This window comes from Peptoniphilus harei, from assembly GCF_900454685.1.
GTDB lineage: Bacteria > Bacillota > Clostridia > Tissierellales > Peptoniphilaceae > Peptoniphilus_A > Peptoniphilus_A harei.
This window is the reverse complement of sequence record NZ_UATM01000032.1, coordinates 1,833,721-1,855,392: the sequence shown is the minus strand read 5'-3', so window position 1 is coordinate 1,855,392 and position 21,672 is coordinate 1,833,721. Positions and strand designations below refer to the sequence as shown.

The following is a 21,672-nucleotide window of genomic DNA, read 5'->3' as shown; positions in this document are numbered from 1 at the left end:
AAGAAATAATGTCAGATATTAAATTAAGATTTGCACCATCACCAACAGGTTACCTTCACATTGGAGGTTTGAGAACAGCTCTTTACAACTACCTATTTGCAAAGAAAAATGGCGGCAAATTTGTTTTGAGAATAGAAGATACAGATAGGACAAGATATGTGGAAGGTGCCATAGAAAACCTAATTGAATCCCTTGAATGGGCAGGCATCTCTCATGACGAAGGTGTTGTTGTAAGGGATGGCAAGCTAACAGAAGTTGGCGATTGTGGACCTTACATCCAATCAGAAAGATTAGACATCTACAAAAAATATGTTGATCAACTAATTGAAGAAGGACACGCTTACTACTGTTTCTGCTCCAAGGAAAGATTAGACAATCTTAGAGAAGAACAAAGAATTAAGGGTAAGGTTCCAAAGTATGATGGACTTTGCCGTGGGATTCCTCTAGAAGAAGCTAAAAAGAGAGTTGCAGCAGGAGAAGATTATGTTGTAAGACTTAAACTTCCAAAGAACAAGGACATCACTTTTAACGATGCAGTTCGTGGAAAAGTTACAATAAACACTGATGAAATAGACGACCAAGTATTAATGAAGTCAGATGGTTTCCCAACTTATCACATGGCTGTAATTGTTGACGACCACCTAATGGGAATCACTCACATAGTTAGAGGAGAAGAATGGCTTCCTTCAACTCCAAAGCACGTTTACCTTTACGAATGTCTTGGCTGGGAAGCGCCAGAATTTGTTCACCTTCCAACAGTTTTAAATAAGGACAGAAAAAAACTTTCTAAGAGACAAGGAGATGTTTCTGTAGAAGACTTTAAGAAGAGGGGCTACCTTCCAGAAGGTATTGTAAATTATCTTGCACTTGTTGGCTGGTCTCCAGAAGATGGAGAAGAAATCATGTCACTAGACGAGTTAGTAGAAAAATTCTCCTTTGACAGGGTAGGAAAGTCTGGAGGAATCTTTGACACAGACAAGTTAAATTGGGTTAACTCTCACTACATGAAGTCCTATGACTTAGAAAAACTTTCAGAACTTGCTATCCCATTTGTAACTGAATCAGGCCTACTAAGCAAAGAAGAAATTAGGGATAACTTTGAATGGTACAAGATCTTAATAGACACAGTTAGAGAAGCTTGTGACAAGTTAGAAGATATTCCAGAACACATTAAGTTCCTATTTGGCGACATTGAAATCACAGAAGATGCCGCAAAAGAAGAGCTTGCACAAGAACACGTGCCAGGACTTCTTGATTCCTTTATAAAAATTGTAAAATCCCACGATGAAATTGATATGGAAACTGCCAAGGGACTTATGAAGGAAGTGCAAAAAGACTCTGGAGTAAAGGGCAAGAAACTTTACATGCCAGTTAGGGCTGCAATCTCTGGAAATGTTCACGGACCAGAAATGCAAAATATCCTTTACCTTTTAGGCAAGGACAAGCTTATTGAAAGAGCAGAAAAAATTAAAAATTCACTTTAATAAAAAGAATGGGACTAGTCATAGAGATTAGTCCTTTTTTTAGATTGAGACCAAAATCTTTTAAGAAAATAATTTTTTATTTTTTAAATTGTAGATAATTTTTAACTCAATAAACTAATAATATTATTATAAGTATTTTTTAGGTGGGGATATAGTTGACGAGAAATATAAAAAAATTTTTACAGGTAATCCTATGGCAGTATCCTAAAAGATCTAATATAATTTATAGGTTTTTAATTCATGCCTTTATAATATTTTTAAGCTTGTGTTGTGCTTATATTTTTATTGATAATATAAGTATTACTTTTATTAAAGTTTGTCTTATTATCTATACTTATCTTAATTTTTTATCTTATCTACCTAGTCTACTTATTGTTGGAAGTCTAGATGAGAAAAGTGGAAATTATTTATTTATTGCCTTTATATTATTTTCTTATATACTGGCCTTTGTCAGCCTATTTATTTTAATTTACTTAATAAAAAAGGACTTGGCTTAATTTAAAAATTAATAATATTGCTTTAATTAATAAGAATTTAGGCAAATAAAAAGAGGACTGAAAATAAAAACAGTCCTCTAATTTTTTATAAACTTGTTAAAAATTTGAAATTATTTTAAAATTCCAAATTCATAGTCTCTGTCCCTAAAGTACTTTATAACTTCTGATAGGGAATCAGCTGTTAGCTGTTTGTTTCTTGCGTCGTGGGCAAGGACAACGGCAATTTTTGTGTTCTTATTTTTATTTAAGCTCCTGTCAAGATATTCGATTTGACCTGCAGTCGTTGTTGGTCTAACAGATTTTTTCTCTGCATCGCCAACTAGGCAGTTCCAGTCAATCCAATTTATGTCTCTTGATTCTAAGAAAGAGTTTGATGCAGGAGTATTCTTCCAAGACATCTCGCCACCTGGATACCTAAAGACCTTGGAATGAAAGTCATCGCCTAAGATATTTTGAAGTCTTTCATTAGTCTTTTCTATTTCTCCATAGACTCTTTCTGGACTTACGACTCTTCCTGGATATAGGTAGTCGTAGTCGTGAGAGAAGGAGTGAGTTGCAATGGCATTGCCATTTGCAAGAATTTCTCTAACCCTATCTGCAGTCTTATCTCCAATTGATTTACCAACTAAGAAGAAGGTTGCACGAGCATTCTCTCTCTTTAAGGTGTCCAAAACTTGTGGAGTGATTTCATTGTTTGGTCCATCATCAAAGGTCAAGAATACAATTTTCTTTTCACCCTTGTAGTTTTGGTGGACAGTGTAGTCACGAATTTTTTTGGCATCATAGGCATACTTATCAACCCTTTTTAAGTGGTTGGATCCCTTGACAATAAACTCATCTTCCATTTTATTAAGCTTATCCAAGGCCACATTTGAAATGTATTCTTTTTCATAAAATATTGGTCTTGGTCTGTCCTTATAAATTTCATTTGTGTAGTACCACATAAGGGCAGGTGAAACTTCTTTGTTTTTTGAATTTTTAATACCAGAGAAAATTTTTGAGAAAATAAGTATAAGTATTAGTGCAAAAATCGAAATAGAAATAATTTGCCTAATTCTCTTTTTTCTTCTGGCCTTTTGTCGTCTTAATCTTTTTCTTCTTTCATAACTTGTTTGGGTCATAAAAAAACCTCCCATTGATAAATATACATCAGTGGGAGGTAAGAAGCAATTACAAAAGAATTACAATTACTTTATTGAGTTATAGATTAGGTATAGGATTTCTTCAAGGGTCATTTCCTTGTCTGGGTCTATGTCCCCATCAATATATCCAAAGCCTTTTGCGATAATATAATAAGATTCATAGTCGCCTAGGGATTTTTGATTTTTATATAAATCTTCCTTAAAGATTCCCTTGGCCTTAGTAAATCTTTCAAGATTATTTTTTGTCACGAGGGTCTTAACAACATCCTTTTCTAAAATATTTTTGTCTTTTAGCTTTTCTAGGTCTAGGCCAAAAGAATCCATGTAGGAAGAGTTCATTCCACTTGACCCATTTAAGAGCTTGACAAAGTCTTGGTAAGTTATTTTGTCAGAAAGATTTCTTCCAATTAAACCAATTTCCATATCTTTTAAGAAGAGGATGGCATCCTTATTCCTTGCCTTATCAAGGTCAGGATAGGATATTTGTTCCTTGAAGTTAATAATCTCTCCATTATAGTCTCTTAAGATTTCATCTTGGCCAATGACTGGGTCAAAGTCTTTGATGTTTCCGTAGAAAAGTTTAGGTCCCTTGTCAGTTATCACATACTTTAGACCAAAGTTTTTAGAGGATAAGAAAATCTTGTTGGCTTCTTCTTGGGTCAAGTTATTGTCACTAGCTTTTGAAAAATCTACTTTCGTAAAAGTTCTTTCATAAGATGAAATTTTTTTTATCTTGGTCTACAAAAATTTTAACACCTTCTTTTAGAACAGGGAGTTTATTTACATATCTTGGTATAGTAACAGAAGTTCCCATCTTAGATGAGTCTATAGAAACTTTATCTAAGTTAAGCTCAGACTTATCTCCATACTTTTCTAGGAAGTCTAGGGCAAGTTTTTTTGCGTCTTCTTCTTTTACTTTATTATTGTAAACTTTTCTGTCAGTCCAAAGGTCTAGGGAAACAAGATTTAAGTTCTTGGCATTAAGTGTGATATGACCATAATTTTTATCTTTTTCTAGATTAATATTGTAGTAATAATTTTCCTTGTCAGAGTTCAGGGAGATTGAAGTAACTTGGTAACCATCGCCAGCAATTTCATAGGCTCTTTTCTTGGCTTGGGACTTTTTCTTTAAGTCCTTTAGGTCTTCAATCTTTTTAACCTCCACATCAGTTAAACTTATAACGTCAGCAGCTTTATCCATCTCATAGGGCATAAATCCTAAATTATTATTTTTTACGAGCTTCCCATCTTCTGCATCTATATCAAAAATTTCTGAATGGTAGACCTTGGACACAGACTTGCCGCTATTAGAAATCTTGTAGGATAGCCTAAGTGGGAACTTTTCTGCAAATATTTTTTCCGCATCCTCTTGACTTAACTTGGCCTTGTCTGTAAAGTCCTTATCACTTAAGAAGGATGTGGCAGGTCCAAAGTCGGAGTTGATTCCCATATCTCTTATTTCCTTAGAAGTTAGGGAAATATTTACATAAAGTGAATATGATGCAAGAGGTATTCCCTTAACGAGTCTCTCATAAAATAAACTTAATTCTTTTCCATCATCTAGGAGAGAGAAATCCTTTAATTTATATTTTTTGTCAAAGTCTGGAATAAGTTTTGCCAGCTTTTCTTCTACAATTTTTTGTGCCTGGTCTTTTGAAATTTTTTCAGAATTTTTATTGTCATATTGATCCTTGCTCCACTTTGAATAAGAGTAGAAGTCGCCATCACTTGTGTAGGTAACTTGTAAATTTCCTAAATTTTCATCAGACCATTGGTAGGAGTCAAGACTTTTATTTTTTGCTTTTTTATTTAAATAATAAGTAGATACTTTTTCAGAATTTATTGGTTCCTTAATCAAATTAAAATCTTCATAGGCTTCTGTGATATTAAATACTTCTTTAATTTCTTCAACCTTTTCTTTTTCTTTCTTTGTTATGTCAACAGACACTGTCTCATCTGTTGGATTGTAGTTGGTCTTTTCAACTGAAGCCACAACTGGTCCAACGAGTAGGGCTAGAGATAGGGCATAAATTAATTTCTTTTTCATAATTATCTCCTTATTAAATCATTAAAGTATTTATGTAAAAAAAGAAGAGGCCTCTGCCTCTTCAAATTTAAGCTTTAGATTAAGCTTCCGCTTCTTCTTTCTTATCTTCATTAAGAGCAGCTACAAGCGTATTTGGATCTATACCGTGAACCATTGCTGCTTCTTCAAGAGTTTCCATTTGAGAAGATGGGCACATGATGCAACCCATTCCAAAACTCATTAGTGTACCAATTGATTCAGGTTTTTCTGAAAGAATTTGTCCGATTAACATATCTTTTTTAATTTCCATCTATTAACACCTCCCTAGTTTATATACCCAAAATTATTTATATTTAAAAGATGAGTACTTAACAAAATGATCTTTACTTTTTGCTCCCATGCTGATTTCAAATTCGTCTGTGGAGTCAAAGCCCTTTGATGTTAAAGTTTTTGCAACTTCAAATTCTTTTTCATAAGGGAAGACTTCAGACTTATCTCCTTGGTCAATTTTTATATAAGGAGTGTAAGTGAGTTTGCCGTTATACTTAGCAGAAGTTGGTAGAACTTCAACAATATTTTCTGACTTAACATAAGTTGACTCACTACTTAACTTACCTTCTTCAGCTGTTGCAAGTACTTCGTTTTTAATATTAGCAAGAAATTTGGAAATGTCAAGAAGAGGGTTCTTCAAGATGTCCAGTTCTTTTTCTTCGTAGTCAGTTGCATAGTCAACAATTTTTACATCTACTTGGTTATTTACAAGAGAACGACCAGGTATTGCCTTTGAATCAATTAAAACAGAATTATTTTTTTCGTCAAAGTCAACATCGAATCCAATTGTCTTTCCAAGTTGTCTCAATTGGAAATAATTGTAGCCGTCAATTGTGTAAACCTTAAAGGAATGTCTCACACCATCCACAAAAACCCTGTGGTTTGATTTTTTTACTTCGTTCTTACTGTCCTTTAGGGGAGCTAAATCTTCTTCAGTCTTCTTGTAGTCAGACTTGCTGTTAATCATAACAGCTTCTCTGTCGCTGTCGTAGGAAACATTAAACTCGGCATCAAGTCCATCAAGAAGAGCTGCAATGTCTCTTAACTTGAAGTAGTTGTTGTCTTCGATGTTGTAACCCTTAACGCCAGTGTCTTTTCCATCAACATAAACGCTTTGGCTAGAAACTTTTGCTCCAGCAAAAACATTTGTAATTAAAACAAGGGACGTAAGTCCAATAGAAATTATTTTTTTCATAACATGACCTCCTAGGTCTATTGTATTTTAAAAGATTGCCCTCGACAAGCCTAAATATTTACCCTATAATTTAATGAGGTGATTTTATGAGTAACTTACTTATGGGTTTTAATATTGTATCGCCCGTATTTATAGTTTTGCTACTGGGATACTTTGCAAAACAAAAAGGATACATAGACGACAACTTTGTAGACAGGGGAACCTGGCTTGTTTTTTATATGGCCCTGCCCTTTAAATTATTTTACGACATAAAGAATGCGAGGATTGAGTCCCTCCATCCAAAATATGTTGCCTACATATTATTAGGGATTATCTTTGTAATTTTTCTTGCTCTTGTAATTGGTAAATCTTTTAGGATTAAAGACAGGAAAAAATTATCTTCCTTTGTCCACTGTGCCTACAGGTCAAACTTTGTTTATGTTGGATTTCCAATTTTAGATATTATTTACAATGGAGCTCCATCAATGGAACACATGATAGTAATAATTGCTTTTGGACTAACTCTTTACAATATTTCTGCAATTGTCCTCTTGACCTACTATTCTGAGTCAGAAGACAAGTCAATTTCTATTTCCAATATACTTATAAAGATTATTAAGAACCCAATGATTGCTGGAGTAGTCTTTGGTGCGATTTTTAATTTTTTACACATTCCAGTCTATCAAGGAATAGACAAGGCAATAGAAATGGTGGCGAAGATTTCAACGCCAATGTCACTGATTTTAATTGGAGCCAGCCTCAACTTTGAGTCATCAAAGAGTGACTTCAAGCTTATGTTTACATCAGCTTTTATAAAAACAGTTTTAGCTCCATTAATCCTAGTACCTATTGGAGTTAAGCTTGGCTTTACTAATATGGAACTAGGCATTGCCTATGTATTTTGGGCAACTCCATGTGCAGCCAACTGTTTTATATTTACAAAGCAGATGAATTCTGATTATGAGTTTGCATCAAAGGTAATAACCTTAAGCTTTATTATGAGTATTATTACCTATCCTTTGGGAATATCCCTAATGAACTATTTTAATTTGTTGCACTAAGAATTTTTAAGTGCTATAATCAAGCTACAAAATATAAATAATACCTTATTGAGAGTGGTGGAGTGAATGGGCACTGTGAAACCCGGCAACCTAGTTGGTGCTAAATCCCACAGATTTTTATCTGGAAGATGAGGTTTAATGGTCCTCACTTTTGCGTGGGGATTTTTTTATGGATTAAAATTTAAAAGACTTTATAAATTTGACTAAATAAAAAGATTCATACATTAAATCAAGGTATTTAAAATGGAGGAAAGAATAAAATGAAAAAATGGCAATTTAGTTCAGAGTCCGTAACAGAAGGACATCCTGACAAAGTTTGCGACCAAATATCTGATGCCATCTTAGATAAGATTTTGGCAGAAGATAAAAATGCAAGAGTAGCCTGTGAAACTATGGCATCCACAGGCATGATAGTTATAACTGGAGAAATCTCAACAGAAACTTATGTAGATTTTGAAAAAACTGCAAGAGAAGTCCTAGAAGATATTGGATATAACAGGGCCAAATTTGGCTTTGATGGAAACACTTGTGCAGTCCTATCTGCAATCAAGGAACAATCCTCTGACATAGCAATGGGTGTTGACAGGTTTAAGGAAGAAGGAGTAGATGAACTTGACTCCTTTGGAGCAGGAGACCAAGGGATTATGTTTGGATTTGCCTGCAACGAAACAGAAGAGCTAATGCCACTTCCAATTTCTCTTGCCCACAAGTTATCAAGAAGATTAACTGAAGTGAGAAAAAATGGTACACTTGACTACCTAAGACCAGATGGCAAGACTCAAGTTACAGTTGAATATGAAGAAGATAAACCAGTAAGACTTAAAAATGTTGTAGTTTCATCTCAACATGCTCCAGAAATTTCTATGGAACAAATTAGGGAAGATATAATAAGAGAAGTTGTAGAAAAGGTTGTTCCAAAAGAATTTATAGACAAGGACACAGAATTTTTCATCAACCCAACTGGCAGATTTGTTATTGGTGGACCAATGGCCGATGCGGGACTTACTGGTAGAAAAATAATAGTTGATACCTACGGCGGCTTTGGAAGACACGGCGGTGGAGCTTTCTCAGGTAAAGATCCAACAAAGGTTGACAGATCAGGTGCCTACTATGCAAGATACATTGCAAAGAACCTAGTGGCAGCAGGACTAGCAGAAAAAGTTGAAATTGGACTTGCCTATGCAATTGGTATTGCAAGACCAACTTCAGTTTATGTAGAAACTTTTGGCACTGGCAAATTATCTGACGAAGAAATCGAAAAGATTATTATGGAAAACTTCGATATGAGACCAGCTGCAATAATTCGTGACCTTGACCTATTGAGACCAATTTACAGACAAACTGCATCCTATGGTCACTTTGGTAGAAATGACCTAGACCTTCCTTGGGAAAAGACTGATAGGGTAGAAGACCTAAAGAAATATCTCAAATAAGACTGCGTTAAAAATTAAATTTAGGGTAAGATAAGAATAGCGGTTAAAAAAGACTAACTTAGTATGCTATAATTAAAGAGTAAATTTATTTTTAGAGTCGAGAAGAGGATGGTTATGAAGAAAACTTTTAATTATTTTAGAGCAAACCCATGTGGAAATATAACAGGATTTGTTGTAGCTCCTGTATATCCAGGATATAGAAAAGCTTACACAGACTGTATCATGGAACAAATAGATAAGGATGTAGAGCAAGTTGGATTTATTTCTCCAGCATATGAAGGTGCACCACTTAGGATGGATATGATGGGTGGAGAGTTTTGTGCCAACGCAACAAGAGCTTACGGACTTTACTCTGCAAGCTTCTATGACACAGATGGACTTGTTGATATAGAAGTCTATGTAAGTGGTCACGAAGGAACTACTGATGTTATTGCAGATGTTAAAAATCAAAAGGCTTATGTAGCTTTAGATGCTCCTATTGGCAGAGAAAAGCTAACAATAGATGGCAAAGACTGTACTCTTATTAAGCTTCCTGGCATTAGCCATCTAGTTGTTGAGGAAGAAGAAGATAAAGAATTTGTAGATAAGGCTCTTGAGGTCCTTAAAAAAGACCACAAGGACGAAGCCTATGGAGTTCTTTTCTTTAACAAGGAAAAACTAGAAATGATTCCTTACGTTTATGTAGAAGGTTCTGAAACTTTATTTAGAGAAGGTTCTTGTGGATCAGGAACTATTGCAGTAGTAAACTATCTTGAAGATGACATTGCAAAGCTTGATGAAGATTATAAGATTTCTATTAAGAATCCAGCAGGAGAACTTGAAGTTTTTGTTTATGAATTTGAAGACGGCAAGAAATTCTGTGTAGGTGGCAAGGTTGAACTTTCTGAAGTGGAAAAGAAATCTATAGAGATTCCACAAGACGTTGCCCTAGCAGTTATAGCTGAGCACGATAAGATTGTGGAAGAACACAAGAAGAAAATGGCAGAAGAAGAAAGTGAAAAGTCAGTTGATGAAAGTGACTTAACTGATGAAGAACTTAAAATAATGAGAGAAAAATTTGGATTTGATTAATCCACAAGAGGAGGGGAAGACCCCTCTTTTTTTATGTAAACTTTTAACAAAAAACCAAAATTATTTTGAATTTGAAAATAAAAAGAAGTTTGAAATTAAGATGAAGTTAATAAAAATTTGAAAACAATTAAAAGTTTATGTGTATAATGTAAGAAGGTGATTAGAATGATAAATGTTGTTGGACTTGGGTCCACTTCTTCAAGAGACCTTACCCTTAAAGCAGTAAAAATTATGAAAAATGGAAATAAAAATTTTTTGAGGACTGACAGGCATGAAGCCCTTTCTTTTTTTGAAGAAAATAAAATAGAATATGAGTCATTTGACTACTTGTACAATGAGATGGAAAGCTTTGATGAAGTTTACAATAAAATTGTAGAAGTTTTATTAGAAGAAGCTAAGGATAAGGAGATAAATTATTTTGTTCCAGGAACTCCCTTAGTTGCAGAAAAAACTGTTAGGCTCCTAATAGATAAAAAGGCTGATATAAATATTGTAAATGGAATTTCTTTTATTGAACCAGTTCTTGCTGGAGTGGGAAGAGACGCCGTTGATGGACTCTTATTTTTAGACTCAGATGCAAAGAAGTTTGACTTCGACACAAGACGTGATACCCTAATAACACAAGTCTATAACAAGAGAATTGCATCAGACCTTTCCCTCCTTCTTCAAGAAGTTTACAAGGAAGATGACATGGCTTATGTAATAACAAACGCTGGACTTGACGATGAGATTGTAAGGAAGGTTGAAATTTATAAACTTCCAAGGATTGATGACTACAACCACCAATCTTGCATTTACATTCCAAGGACAAGTGGCAAAAATCTTCCCCTAATTATGGATAGGCTTGAAGATATTCTGGAAAGAGAAGATATTTATCTAGATGACGATAGTTTTGAAAAGATAAAAAAACTTTTAATTGAAAAGTCTGAGGACTTATCCATGGACTATGAAAATGAGACAGACATCCTAATTTTATCTATATTATTACTTTTATTAAAAGACAAGGAAGGTCTAGTGGATTTCCGTGAAATTTATGATGAAATATACAAAAAATTGGATAAAATAGCGATTTTTTTAAAATAAATGTAGAAAATAAACTTAACTTAGGTTATAATTGTAACAGTCTTAGGAAAAGAGCCCTTTTAGATCTTGGAATATTAAAGGTTGAGAGGGTCTTAAACTAGGAAAAAGATTAAAGAAAATTCTTCAAGGAGGATATAAAATGAACAAATCAGAATTAGTAGCAAGCATTGCTGAAAAATCAGGTCTTACTAAAAAAGACGCTGAACAAGCTTTAAACGGATTTATCTCTTCAGTTCAAGAAGCTCTTGCTGACGGAGAAAAAGTTCAATTAGTTGGATTTGGAACTTTCGAAGTTAGACAAAGAAAAGCTAGAGAAGGAAGAAACCCTAGAAATCCAGAAGAAGTTATTAAGATTCCTGCATCTAAAGCACCAGTTTTCAGATCAGGTAAAGCTCTTAAAGAAGCTGTTAATAAGTAAGAAAAAGAAGGACTTATGTTTCTTTAAACTAGTTGATAAAGTAGCATAAGAACAATTTTTAGTACAGAATAGTGTAAGAAGGTTTTAATTCCTATCTTGCACTATTTTTGTATAATGAAAAATTATAAAGATGATAGCTTTTTAGGACTTAAGTATATGTAATTAAAAGTTAATTTATTTTTTATTATATATTAGGTTACCAGGCTTGAGAAAAATATTTGCTCAATGATTTAAAATTAAGGATGATCAAATCAACTCTATAATAAAGGGATATTATAAGTCTAAAATATTTGATCTTCAAGTAAAGTTTATAACTACAGTAGACTGGAGTGGAAGAGGGTAAATTTTATGTTTAGATATTTTTTAACAGATAAGTATACAATTTTATACTTTACACTACAAATCTTGTACCTTATAACTATGTATAAAAGTTTCAAAGAAGGCTATAAAAAGACAGCGATAGCATTTATGGTTATCTTAATAATATTTAATTATATTTACTTATCAATACATTACGCAGTTAAGTGGTAAAATTAAAAGGATTTAGTAAAGATTAAACACTTGTATAAAACTAGATTTTCAAAAGTAAGGTAAAAGAAAGTTTTTTTTGAGCTTTACAATAGCCAATGCTGGAAAAGAGAAATTATTAATATATGGTTTAGAGAGATATCTTAGACCATATTTTTTTATGCCCAAATTTTGCCTTAGTATTGATATTTTCTTCTGTATTTGATATATTCTTACTTGGAGAGGATTATGAGATTAGATAAATTTTTAAAAAATTCAAGACTTATAAAAAGAAGAACTGTAGCTAAAGAAGCCTGCGAAAAGGGCCTTGTTGAAATCAACGACAAGGTTGCTAAGCCATCAGACTCTGTTAACATTGACGACATTATTTCATTACAACTTGGTGAAAGAAAGATTAGGGTCAAGGTTAAGGACATTTCTGATGTAAATTCTAAGAAGGATGCAGAAACTCTTTACGACAGGATAGATTAGATCGAGATTAATCCAATTGGAAATTAAGAGGGGTTACTTATGAAGTTAAAAAGAAGAAGATTTCCCTTGGCTCTTGCCCTTATTATCCTAGGGTCTGTGATTCTTGGATCAATAAAAATTGGCAAGTCGATTTCTCTTAGGAATCAAAAACTTGAGATTATCTCTGCCAACAATCAGGAAATTTCTAATTTAAAACTTGAAATAGATAATTTAAATTCTGAACTGGAAAATTCTTCCTCAACTGATTTTATTGAAAAAGTTGCGAGAGAAGATTTAGGTATGGTTAAACCAAGAGAAGTTATCTATGTTGATAAGAACAAGGATAAAGATAAGATTAATAATTCTGAAAAGGATATTTAAAATAAAATTTAGGAGGAAGTTATGGATTTATCGCCAGGCGATATTGTTGAAGGTGTAGTAACTAAGGTTGCCAAGTTTGGAGCCTTTGTTGATTTAGAAGATGGCAAAAGTGGTCTAGTACATATTTCTGAAATTGCAGATACTTTTGTAAAGGACATCAATAATCACATTGCTGAAGGTGACGAAGTTAAGGTTAAGGTCTTAAGCATTGATGAGAAGGGAAAGATTGCCCTATCTATAAAGGATGCAGTTGAAAAAAAGGAAGAACCTAAGGATGAAAAAGTCGATCAAAAGTTTGAAGACCTTTTGAGCAAATTCCTTAAGGAAAGCAATACTAAGCTTGACGAAGCCAGAGCAAGATACAATCAAAAGACGAAGAAGAAAAATTCTAGAAATTAGTAGTGGTGACTATCTTTTGATAGTTTGCCACTTTTTTTATTTTAATTATGGATAAGATATTTTATGAAAATTTAAAAAAATTAAATATTATAAAAAAGTCTGACAAGCTAAGTCTTGGCGTATCTGGAGGGGCAGACTCCATGTATCTTCTTTATAATCTAATGGATTTAAAGGATGACTGGGACCTTGATATTATTGTCTGCCACCTAAACCATGGGATAAGGGAGACTGCCAAAAGAGATGAGGACTTTGTAAAAAAAACTTGCCAAGATTTTGGACTTAAGTGTATTACTAAGACTGTGAACATGGATGAATTTGCAAGGAAAGAAAAAATTTCATCAGAAGAGGCTGGCAGGATTTTAAGGTATGAATTCTTTAGAGAAAACTCCAGAGGAAGAAAAATTTTAACAGCCCACAATGCCAATGATAGGGCAGAGACGGTCCTTTTTAATATTATGAGGGGGACAGGTCTAAAGGGTCTTGCTGGAATTTCTGAGGTCAATGAAGATGTCTTTAGGCCTCTTATAAATATTAGGAGGGAAGAAATAGAAGATTACCTCCACAAGAATAAGCTAGCTTATTTTGATGATGAGACAAACTTTGAAGAAATTTATACGAGAAATAAAATTAGGCTGGGACTTATTCCTGAACTTAAAAAATTTAATCCAGACATAATAAATTCTTTACTTAGACTTTCTGAGAATGCAGAAGAAGCTAGTGAATTTGTAGATGAGATCGTAAAGGAAAACTACGACAAGTGCCTGGGGCATAAGTTTTTAATTTCTTCTGAAATTATAAAGCTTAAAAAATTTATAGGTCAAGAGATAATAAAAAGATACCTAGAAGAGAATTTTTATAAAGAAAATATTTTAAACAGATCTAACATTCTTGCCATTTATGACTTGTGTCTTGGCCAGTCTGGAAGGCAGGTTGATCTTGGGAAGAATATTTATGCAAGAAGGTCCTACGACAAAGTCTATATTGAAAGACTTGAAGAGAAAAAAGAAAAAGCAAGTAAGGACTTAAAGCTTGGAATAAATTCAACAGATTTTGGAGAAATTTTTATAAGAAAAGATGGAGAAGAAAGTCATGCCAATTCCTTTATAAAAGTAATGGACTATGATAAAATAAGGGGTAGTCTTCACATAAGGAAGAGGGCCCCAGGAGATAGGTTTAAAGCTCTGGGGATGAAGAATAATAAAAAGCTAAAAGACTATTTTATTGATAGAAAAGTTGACAGACTTTTAAGAGATGAGATAGGCCTTGTGTGTGATGATGAAAAAATTATCTATGTGGTTGGGATGGATATCTCAGAAGATGTTAAAATTGATAAAAATACAAAGAACAAGCTCGTTTTGGAGGTTAAAAATGTCAGAAATTAAAGAGGTTCTTTATTCTGAAGAAGAAATCAAGGAAAAAGTTAAAGAACTTGGCGAGAGAATAAGAGAGGACTACAAGGACAAAAATTTATTACTTCTTGGAATCCTAAAGGGTTGCGTTCCCTTTATGGCAGATATTATGAGAAGTATTGATCTAGACCTTGAGTACGACTTTATGGATGTTTCCAGCTATCAAGGAACAAGGTCCATGGGTGAGGTTAGGATTCTAAAGGATATTTCAACTAATATTGTTGATAAGGATATTCTAATTGTTGAAGATATAATCGACACAGGTGTAACACTTTCTTATTTGACTAAACTTTTAAGATCAAGAGGAGCAAAGTCCGTTGAAATCGTGACTATGCTTTCTAAACCATCTAGGAGAAAGGTTGAGCTACCTGTTAAATATAATGGATATGAAATTGATGACCACTTTGTAATTGGTTATGGAATGGACTATAACGAGAGATTCAGAGGTCTTCCTTACATTGGAATATTAGATGAATCTGTCTATTCTAATAGTGAGGAGTGATATTATTGAATAAGAAATTTGGAGGAGCAGGATTTTATATTGTCCTAATCCTTGTCTTAATATTATCAATTAGATTTTTTGGACCACCAGCAAATGTTGTGGAAGAAAAATCTTTTACTGAATTTGTAACAGAACTTGATAAGGACAATGTAAAGTCCGTTAGCTTGCAAAATGGAATTGACTCCATTGCCAGCGTAAAATTAAAAAATGACGACACTTTTAGGACTGTGATTCCACAAGAAGCTTCAGATACTTTTTATAAGGACTACCTAAAGGAAAAGGCTGATGCAGGAACTATTGATGTAGTTTCAAGTCCAACTAAGCAAACTTCTTTCTTAGTTGAGTGGATTCCAACCCTACTTATGTTTGCCTTTATAGTTTTCTTCTGGTACAGAATGATGCAACAAGCTGGTGGCGGAGGAAAGATGAATTCCTTTGGCAAGAGCAAGGCCAAACTAATTAACAAGGAAGATGGAAAGAATCTTGTTAACTTTAAGGATGTTGCAGGTCTTGAGGAAGAAAAAGAGGAATTGGCAGAAATTGTTGATTTCTTAAAAAATCCTAAGAAGTTTATCAATATGGGGGCCAGAATCCCTAAGGGAGTCCTACTAGTAGGGCCTCCAGGAACTGGTAAGACTTATCTTTCAAAGGCTGTTGCTGGCGAAGCAGGAGTTCCTTTCTTTATAATGAGTGGATCAGACTTTGTTGAAATGTTTGTCGGTGTTGGTGCATCAAGGGTAAGAGATCTTTTTGAATCTGCAAAGAAAAATGCACCTTGTATTATTTTCATTGACGAGATTGACGCAGTGGGAAGAAAAAGAGGAGCAGGTCTTGGCGGTGGTCACGACGAGAGAGAACAAACTCTTAACCAACTTCTAGTTGAGATGGATGGTTTTGGAACTAACGAAGGTGTAATCGTTATGGCTGCAACAAACAGGGCAGACATACTTGACCCAGCTATCCTAAGACCAGGAAGATTTGACAGGACAGTTTATGTTGGCAAGCCAGACGTTCGTGCAAGAAAGGCAATCCTTGGAATTCACTCCAGGGGCAAGAAGCTTGCTGATGATGTAAACCTTGAAGTAATTGCAAAGAGAACTCCAGGTTTTACTCCAGCAGACCTTGAAAACTTAATGAACGAGTCAGCCCTACTTGCTGCAAGACGTGGCGAAACTGCAATATCTATGGAAGATATTGACGAAGCATCAATAAAGGTTCAAGCAGGTCCGGCAAAGAAGTCTCGTGTTGTTTCAGAAAAGGAAAGAAAGCTAACAGCAGTTCACGAATCTGGACATGCAATTGTATCAAGACTTCTTCCTGAAGAAGATCCTGTTCACATGATTACAATTATTCCTAGAGGAATGGCTGGTGGATTTACTGCCTACCTTCCTGAAGATGAAATATCTTTTATGACTAAGAAGAAGATGGAAGCTTCCATTGTGTCCCTTCTTGGTGGAAGAGTTGCCGAGTCCCTAGTCCTTGATGACATATCAACTGGTGCATCAAATGATATTGAAAGAGCTACAAAGATTGCTCGTGCCATGGTAACCCACTATGGAATGAGTGAAAAGCTCGGTACAATAAATTACGACTCATCAGAAAATGAAGTCTTCATAGGAAGAGACCTAGGTCGTTCAAGAGACTATTCTGAAAGAACTGCAGCGGAGATTGATGATGAAGTAACAAGAATTATCAACGAAGCTTACGCTAAGTGTAAAAAACTTTTAAGTGAAAACTTAGACAAGTTACTTGCCCTTTCCGATGCTCTTTTAGAAAAGGAAACAATCTATTCTAAGGACTTCGAAAAAATTTTCAACGGCGAAAAGCTTGATGAAGAATCCATTGATCTTGAAGACACAATAAATGAAGATGACTTGTCTGAAGAGGCAAAAGAGCTTATTCATAAAAAGGATAAGAAGGAAGCAGAAGACAATGAAGATTCAGAAGAAGATAAAAATAATTTATAAATTCAAAAATAAAAAAGCTCCGAGAGGGGCTTTTTATTTTGTAATTTTTTAGAGCTATTAGAAGATTGAAAATAAATTTTGTTTATTTTTTATGAGGCTGTAAGCCATTTAAAACTTATAGATGATATCAAATTTGAATGACCTTATCAGAGAACTGACTGGAAAAAGTAAGTGAATTCTTAACTTATTTAAGTTGTCGAGGATTTAGATTGAAATTTTAAAAGCTTAAATTTCAGTGAGAGTGTAAGGATTGATTGAAGGAGCAAAATTTTATTTTTGAATTTAGTTTTAAAGCTGTAATTACTTATCAAGGATTAAACTTATTAAGTTAATTGCTATTAATGTGGATCGAATTATAGAAGAAATAAGAATTAAAAAATAGACTACTAGCGAACAAATAAAAAGAAAGAGATAATTACAATAACCTATAAAATTAAAATCAAATTTTAGCATTAAACACATAAGGACTTATAAAAAAATATAGAGACCTTTAAATTTGAAAAAAATAAAAAAAATAAGACAATAAAAAAACTGGAGCTTAACTCCAGTTTTTTTAATCCTCATTATTAGCAATTGATTTAGAAGATTTTTTCTTCTTGCTACTTGAATTGTTGTTATTGTCTGATGACTTCTTGCTCTTTTTGTTGTCATTGTTGTTGTCGTTATTCTTAGTTACTTTTTTCTTCTTTGTATAGGACTTGTAGAAGCCATACTTGTTAGTGTAGTGTGGTTTAGTTCCCTCAGCAAAGATTTCTCTTCTACCACCAGAATACTTAGTGTAAATTCCTTCGGGTTCTTCAAATTCTTTTCTGTCAAGATCTTGATGAACTGACTTCATAATTTGCTTCCATAGGTAGGCTGATTGAGTTGATCCAAAGGCAAGTTTTTGGTTCTTGTCATTACCAATCCAAACTGAGCAAGTGTAGTAAGGAGTGTAACCAACAAACCAAACGTCCTTCTTGTCATTAGTTGTACCAGTCTTGCCGGCAACTTCTTGACCAGGGAAGGATGCATTTCTACCAGTACCACGTCTTACAACGTCCTTTAACATGTCTGTCAAGATATAGGCATTTTGTGGACTAGTAACTTCCTTTTCCTTAGGGTCAACTTGGTAGATAACTTCACCAGTGTTTGATTCGATTTTTGTTATTACATAAGGGTTGGCATACTTTCCTCCATTGGAAATTGCAGTGAAGGCGCCAGCCATTTCAAAGGGACTAATACCATAGCTCATGCCGCCAAGAGTAAGTGGGGCATAGTCCATGTCATTCCATGTTGGGTTGTCGTCCTTTTCAACTATTGTGGATATTCCAATTGATTTTAAAGTTTCCACCATTTTTTTTATTGATTCTTCGTCGTTGTAGGCCTTTGAGTAAGTTGAGTTTCTGTTGATTTTTGCATCCTTGTCAGCAGAAATATCTCTTGCAACTTGGTAGGCACCAACGTTTGATGATTGACGAAGTAGGTTTCTTATAGTTGTCCAACCTTGGTAGTAGTTACCAGCATTTCTAGGTGAGTGGCCAAATAATCTTTCTGGCATCTTTTGGTCTAGATAAACATCGCCTGCAGTGGCGCCGTTATTTAGGGCTGTAAGATAAACTGAAATAGGCTTAATTGATGAACCAGGTTGTCTTGGTACAAGTGCCCTATTTAAAAGTCTACCACCACTAACATTTCTACCACCAACAAGGGCCTTAACTTCGTGAGTTTTTTGGTCGATAATGACAGAGGCCACTTGTGGTTGAATAATTCCATTCTTATCAGTAAAGCCACCATAGTAGTATCTTGGGTTAGAAACAACTTCTTCAAGAGTCCTTTGCATATTTATATCCATTGGAGTATAAATCTTAAGACCTCCGTTAAAGAGTTTGTTTGTGGCTTCTTCTTGTGAGTAGCCTGATTTTGTCAAGATTTTTATGGCATTCTTTTGAACTACGTCTGTGTAGAAGGAAGAGATGCCGCTTTCCTTACGAGAGCCAATGTTGATTTCAATTTTTTCATTTAGGGCCCTGTCGTAGTCTTCTTGATTAATTAGTCCTTGGTTAAGCATTCTCTTTAGAACAAGTCTTTGTCTTTCTTGAGAAGTTTCATTAAAGACAGCCTTAACAGGAACTATCATGTCATTTTGAATTTGAATTAAATCAAAGTTATCGATTTGACCAAGTTCATTTAAGTTCTTGGCAATTCTTATTATTTCATCAGAGTTTGGCTCTGAGTTTTCGTTCTTTGGTAGAAGAACAATTTCAATGTTGCCCAAGTCGTCTGATTCATTTATCTCTTGAGTGTTGTAGGGAGTGTACTTTTCTGGAAGGTTTGTTACACCTGCTATAAGAGCACACTCAGCAAGGTCAAGTTCTGATACGTCTTTGTTAAAGAAAGTCTTGGCTGCAGCTTGGACACCAACAGTACCCTTAGAGAAGCCTGCAGAGTTTAAGTAAGCTTCGAGAATTTGTTCCTTGGAAAGATTTTGCTCTATCTGATAAGAATAGTAGACGTCGGTTATCTTTCTAACTACACTCTTTGAGAAAGAAGTGTATAAGTTTTTGGCAAGTTGCATTGTTATAGTTGACGCACCTTGTTCAAAAGACCTAGTCTTTATATCGTGAACTATGGCACCAACTACTCTCTTGTAGTCGACTCCATTGTGTTCGAAAAACCTTTCATCTTCTATTGCCACAATGGCATTTACCAAATCCTTTGGTATGTCCTCGTAGGGAACGAACTCACTAAATTGATCAGATATAAGTGATTCAATTAGCTTTCCGTCGCTTGAATAGATCCTAGAAGTTTCAGAGAGTTGTGATCTGTATTCTGATGGTTCTATTACAGGAGCTTTTTTAAAAATACCCAAGATAATTGAAGTGACAAGTGAGCCTAAAATTATAATTGCAGCCACAACAATTAAGAGTAGTATTTTTATTATGCTTGAAAGTTTTATCATTCCGCGAGGTTTATTGTTTCTATTATCTTTCATAATAACCTCCTATTTTGTTATTATATCAGAATCTTTGGCATATAACTATAAGTATAAATGAAAAAAACCTCGCCCTTAAGCGAGATTCTTTCTTAAATTATTCTATTAATTATGAACTAAATTATTTTATTGCCTTTAAAATTCTTGGAGCAATAATTGCAGCTACTACTGCCTTGGCTAAGTCAGGAATAATAAAAGGTATCATTCCAATAGCAAAGACCTTTGAGATGTCCATAGGATTACCCATAACCACATTTAAAATGTAGTACATATAAGGAAGTCCAATTGCATAGAAAATAACTTCTGCAATAACTAGGACCACCATAGTCTTTCCAAAGTTCTTTTCACCGTGAGCAAACTTAGATATAAATGCAGCTCCTATTATAAAGGCAATTAAAAATCCAAAGCTTGGTTTTAATACAGTTTGAAAACCACCTGTGAAGCCAGCAAAAATTGGGACACCAATTAGGCCAAGTAGGACGTAGATAAAAACTGTGAGTCCTGCATAAAAAGGTGTAAGTAAAAGACCTGTCATAAATACAAAAAAGTTTTGTAGTGTAAAAGGAACTGGTCCAATGGGAATAGAAATAAAAGCTCCCACTGCTATAAGTGCTACTAAAAGTGCTATTTTTGTTATGTCTTTTGTTTGTATTTTCATTTTTAACCTCCATGGATATATTACACAATGTTTACCTAAGTGTCAATAAGGTTAACCTAATTACTTTTTATAATGGAATTTATCAATTCAAAAATAATAATTAGTTGAAAGTCAAGTTTATAAAATATATAATAAATACAATTTGTTAAACAGAGGTGTAAAAATGTTATTAGTAATAGATGTAGGGAATACTTCCATAACTTGGGGAGTTTTTAAGGGTGGAGAGCTTGTAAATGACTTTAGGACTTCAACTGTAAAGACAAGGACATCTGACGAGTATGGGCTTATCTTTATAAACACTCTTCTCCATGCCAATATAGATCCACAGGATATTGAAGATGTAATTATTTCTTCAGTTGTGCCAAACCTTATGCACACGCTTCCTTCTATGATTATAAAGTACTTTAATAAGAGTCCAATGGTTGTTAGCACAGACCTTGACCTTGGTATTAATATTAAGTACGAAAACCCAAAACAAGTTGGTGCAGATAGGATTGTCAATGCTGTTGGAGCCCTAGAACTTTATGGTGAACAATCAATTATAGTTGATATTGGAACTGCCATGACTTTTTGTGTTGTAGATAAAGAAAAGAATTATCTTGGTGGACTTATTATGCCTGGAATAGGGATTTCGGCTGAAGCTCTCTTTATGATGACTTCAAAACTACCAAAGATAGAGATAATTGCGCCAGAAAAAGTTATACAAGCTGACACTGTTGGAGCAATGCAAGCAGGACTTTATTATGGATACACAGAAATGATTGATGGTATAGTTACAAAACTTCTCAAGGAATTAAACTGGAAGGAAGAAGAAACAAATATTATTTCAACTGGTGGGTTCTCCACAATGTTAACTAAAGATTCAAAATACAATTTTATTATTAACAAGTTCTTAACTCTTGAAGGACTAAAAATTATTTATGAAAAAAACAACAAAATTGAAGGAATAGATTGAGAGTGATTT

20 protein-coding genes and 1 riboswitch are annotated in these 21,672 nt (G+C 34.1%); of the genes, 13 read left to right on the top strand and 7 right to left on the bottom strand.

Annotation, left to right across the window (positions count from 1 at the left end; all coding sequences use genetic code 11):
- Nucleotides 1–8 precede the first annotated feature (8 nt).
- Nucleotides 9–1,484, top strand: a complete 1,476-nt coding sequence (gene gltX, locus DRZ96_RS10140) for a glutamate--tRNA ligase (protein ID WP_201621244.1) — start codon at nucleotides 9–11, stop codon at nucleotides 1,482–1,484.
- 607 nt (nucleotides 1,485–2,091) lie between these two features.
- Here gltX and DRZ96_RS10130 read toward each other — a convergent pair.
- The 5 genes from DRZ96_RS10130 to DRZ96_RS10115 form a co-directional block, all read right to left on the bottom strand.
- Nucleotides 2,092–3,102 (bottom strand): polysaccharide deacetylase family protein, encoded by a 1,011-nt coding sequence (locus tag DRZ96_RS10130; RefSeq protein WP_112890551.1) that lies wholly within the window; start codon nucleotides 3,100–3,102, stop codon nucleotides 2,092–2,094.
- A 66-nt stretch (nucleotides 3,103–3,168) separates the two neighbouring features.
- The gene (locus DRZ96_RS11790; protein ID WP_236587202.1) at nucleotides 3,169–3,786 is read right to left on the bottom strand and encodes a hypothetical protein; all 618 of its coding nucleotides are present in this window, start codon (nucleotides 3,784–3,786) and stop codon (nucleotides 3,169–3,171) included.
- A 46-nt stretch (nucleotides 3,787–3,832) separates the two neighbouring features.
- Nucleotides 3,833–5,170 carry a YcdB/YcdC domain-containing protein gene (locus tag DRZ96_RS10125; RefSeq protein WP_236587201.1) on the bottom strand — a complete coding sequence of 446 codons (1,338 nt, stop codon included), beginning with the start codon at nucleotides 5,168–5,170 and terminating at the stop codon, nucleotides 3,833–3,835.
- A 79-nt stretch (nucleotides 5,171–5,249) separates the two neighbouring features.
- Nucleotides 5,250–5,459 carry a DUF1858 domain-containing protein gene (locus DRZ96_RS10120; protein ID WP_070702177.1) on the bottom strand — a complete coding sequence of 70 codons (210 nt, stop codon included), beginning with the start codon at nucleotides 5,457–5,459 and terminating at the stop codon, nucleotides 5,250–5,252.
- A 33-nt stretch (nucleotides 5,460–5,492) separates the two neighbouring features.
- The gene (locus DRZ96_RS10115) at nucleotides 5,493–6,395 is read right to left on the bottom strand and encodes a hypothetical protein (RefSeq protein WP_112890550.1); all 903 of its coding nucleotides are present in this window, start codon (nucleotides 6,393–6,395) and stop codon (nucleotides 5,493–5,495) included.
- Between the two features lie 86 nt (nucleotides 6,396–6,481).
- On the opposite strand from DRZ96_RS10115, the gene DRZ96_RS10110 reads away from it, so the two are divergent.
- From DRZ96_RS10110 to ftsH, 11 genes are all read left to right on the top strand, one after another.
- Nucleotides 6,482–7,435 carry an AEC family transporter gene (locus DRZ96_RS10110; RefSeq protein WP_112890549.1) on the top strand — a complete coding sequence of 318 codons (954 nt, stop codon included), beginning with the start codon at nucleotides 6,482–6,484 and terminating at the stop codon, nucleotides 7,433–7,435.
- 42 nt (nucleotides 7,436–7,477) lie between these two features.
- Nucleotides 7,478–7,570: riboswitch (SAM riboswitch) on the top strand.
- A gap of 125 nt (nucleotides 7,571–7,695) precedes the next feature.
- The gene (gene metK / locus DRZ96_RS10105) at nucleotides 7,696–8,868 is read left to right on the top strand and encodes a methionine adenosyltransferase (RefSeq protein ID WP_112889216.1); all 1,173 of its coding nucleotides are present in this window, start codon (nucleotides 7,696–7,698) and stop codon (nucleotides 8,866–8,868) included.
- Between the two features lie 114 nt (nucleotides 8,869–8,982).
- On the top strand, nucleotides 8,983–9,939 hold the full coding sequence (locus tag DRZ96_RS10100; protein ID WP_112889214.1) for a hypothetical protein: 957 nt from the start codon (nucleotides 8,983–8,985) through the stop codon (nucleotides 9,937–9,939).
- Nucleotides 9,940–10,104: 165 nt separating this feature from the next.
- Nucleotides 10,105–11,022: an SAM-dependent methyltransferase gene (locus DRZ96_RS10095; protein ID WP_112889215.1), complete on the top strand. Its 918-nt coding sequence runs from the start codon at nucleotides 10,105–10,107 to the stop codon at nucleotides 11,020–11,022.
- Between the two features lie 139 nt (nucleotides 11,023–11,161).
- Entirely contained in the window at nucleotides 11,162–11,440 is a 279-nt protein-coding gene (locus DRZ96_RS10090) for an HU family DNA-binding protein (RefSeq protein ID WP_005957971.1), read from the top strand.
- A gap of 756 nt (nucleotides 11,441–12,196) precedes the next feature.
- On the top strand, nucleotides 12,197–12,439 hold the full coding sequence (locus DRZ96_RS10085; protein WP_112890548.1) for an RNA-binding S4 domain-containing protein: 243 nt from the start codon (nucleotides 12,197–12,199) through the stop codon (nucleotides 12,437–12,439).
- Between the two features lie 39 nt (nucleotides 12,440–12,478).
- Nucleotides 12,479–12,799 carry an FtsB family cell division protein gene (locus DRZ96_RS10080; protein ID WP_112890547.1) on the top strand — a complete coding sequence of 107 codons (321 nt, stop codon included), beginning with the start codon at nucleotides 12,479–12,481 and terminating at the stop codon, nucleotides 12,797–12,799.
- Nucleotides 12,800–12,820: 21 nt separating this feature from the next.
- Nucleotides 12,821–13,198, top strand: coding sequence for a S1 RNA-binding domain-containing protein (locus DRZ96_RS10075; protein WP_070702160.1), 378 nt, complete (start codon nucleotides 12,821–12,823; stop codon nucleotides 13,196–13,198).
- A 47-nt stretch (nucleotides 13,199–13,245) separates the two neighbouring features.
- Complete coding sequence (gene tilS / locus DRZ96_RS10070; protein ID WP_112890546.1) at nucleotides 13,246–14,580, top strand: tRNA lysidine(34) synthetase TilS; 1,335 nt, start codon at nucleotides 13,246–13,248, stop codon at nucleotides 14,578–14,580.
- Entirely contained in the window at nucleotides 14,567–15,109 is a 543-nt protein-coding gene (gene hpt, locus DRZ96_RS10065) for a hypoxanthine phosphoribosyltransferase (RefSeq protein ID WP_112890545.1), read from the top strand. Before tilS ends, hpt begins: the two co-directional genes overlap by 14 nt.
- 5 nt (nucleotides 15,110–15,114) lie before the next feature.
- Nucleotides 15,115–17,076, top strand: a complete 1,962-nt coding sequence (gene ftsH, locus DRZ96_RS10060) for an ATP-dependent zinc metalloprotease FtsH (protein WP_112890544.1) — start codon at nucleotides 15,115–15,117, stop codon at nucleotides 17,074–17,076.
- Between the two features lie 553 nt (nucleotides 17,077–17,629).
- Here ftsH and DRZ96_RS10055 read toward each other — a convergent pair.
- Nucleotides 17,630–20,050 carry a transglycosylase domain-containing protein gene (locus tag DRZ96_RS10055; protein ID WP_112890543.1) on the bottom strand — a complete coding sequence of 807 codons (2,421 nt, stop codon included), beginning with the start codon at nucleotides 20,048–20,050 and terminating at the stop codon, nucleotides 17,630–17,632.
- A gap of 121 nt (nucleotides 20,051–20,171) precedes the next feature.
- The gene (locus tag DRZ96_RS10050; protein WP_070702150.1) at nucleotides 20,172–20,708 is read right to left on the bottom strand and encodes a biotin transporter BioY; all 537 of its coding nucleotides are present in this window, start codon (nucleotides 20,706–20,708) and stop codon (nucleotides 20,172–20,174) included.
- Between the two features lie 163 nt (nucleotides 20,709–20,871).
- Between DRZ96_RS10050 and DRZ96_RS10045 the strand changes: the two genes are divergently transcribed.
- Nucleotides 20,872–21,663 carry a type III pantothenate kinase gene (locus DRZ96_RS10045; RefSeq protein ID WP_112890542.1) on the top strand — a complete coding sequence of 264 codons (792 nt, stop codon included), beginning with the start codon at nucleotides 20,872–20,874 and terminating at the stop codon, nucleotides 21,661–21,663.
- Nucleotides 21,664–21,672: the final 9 nt, after the last annotated feature.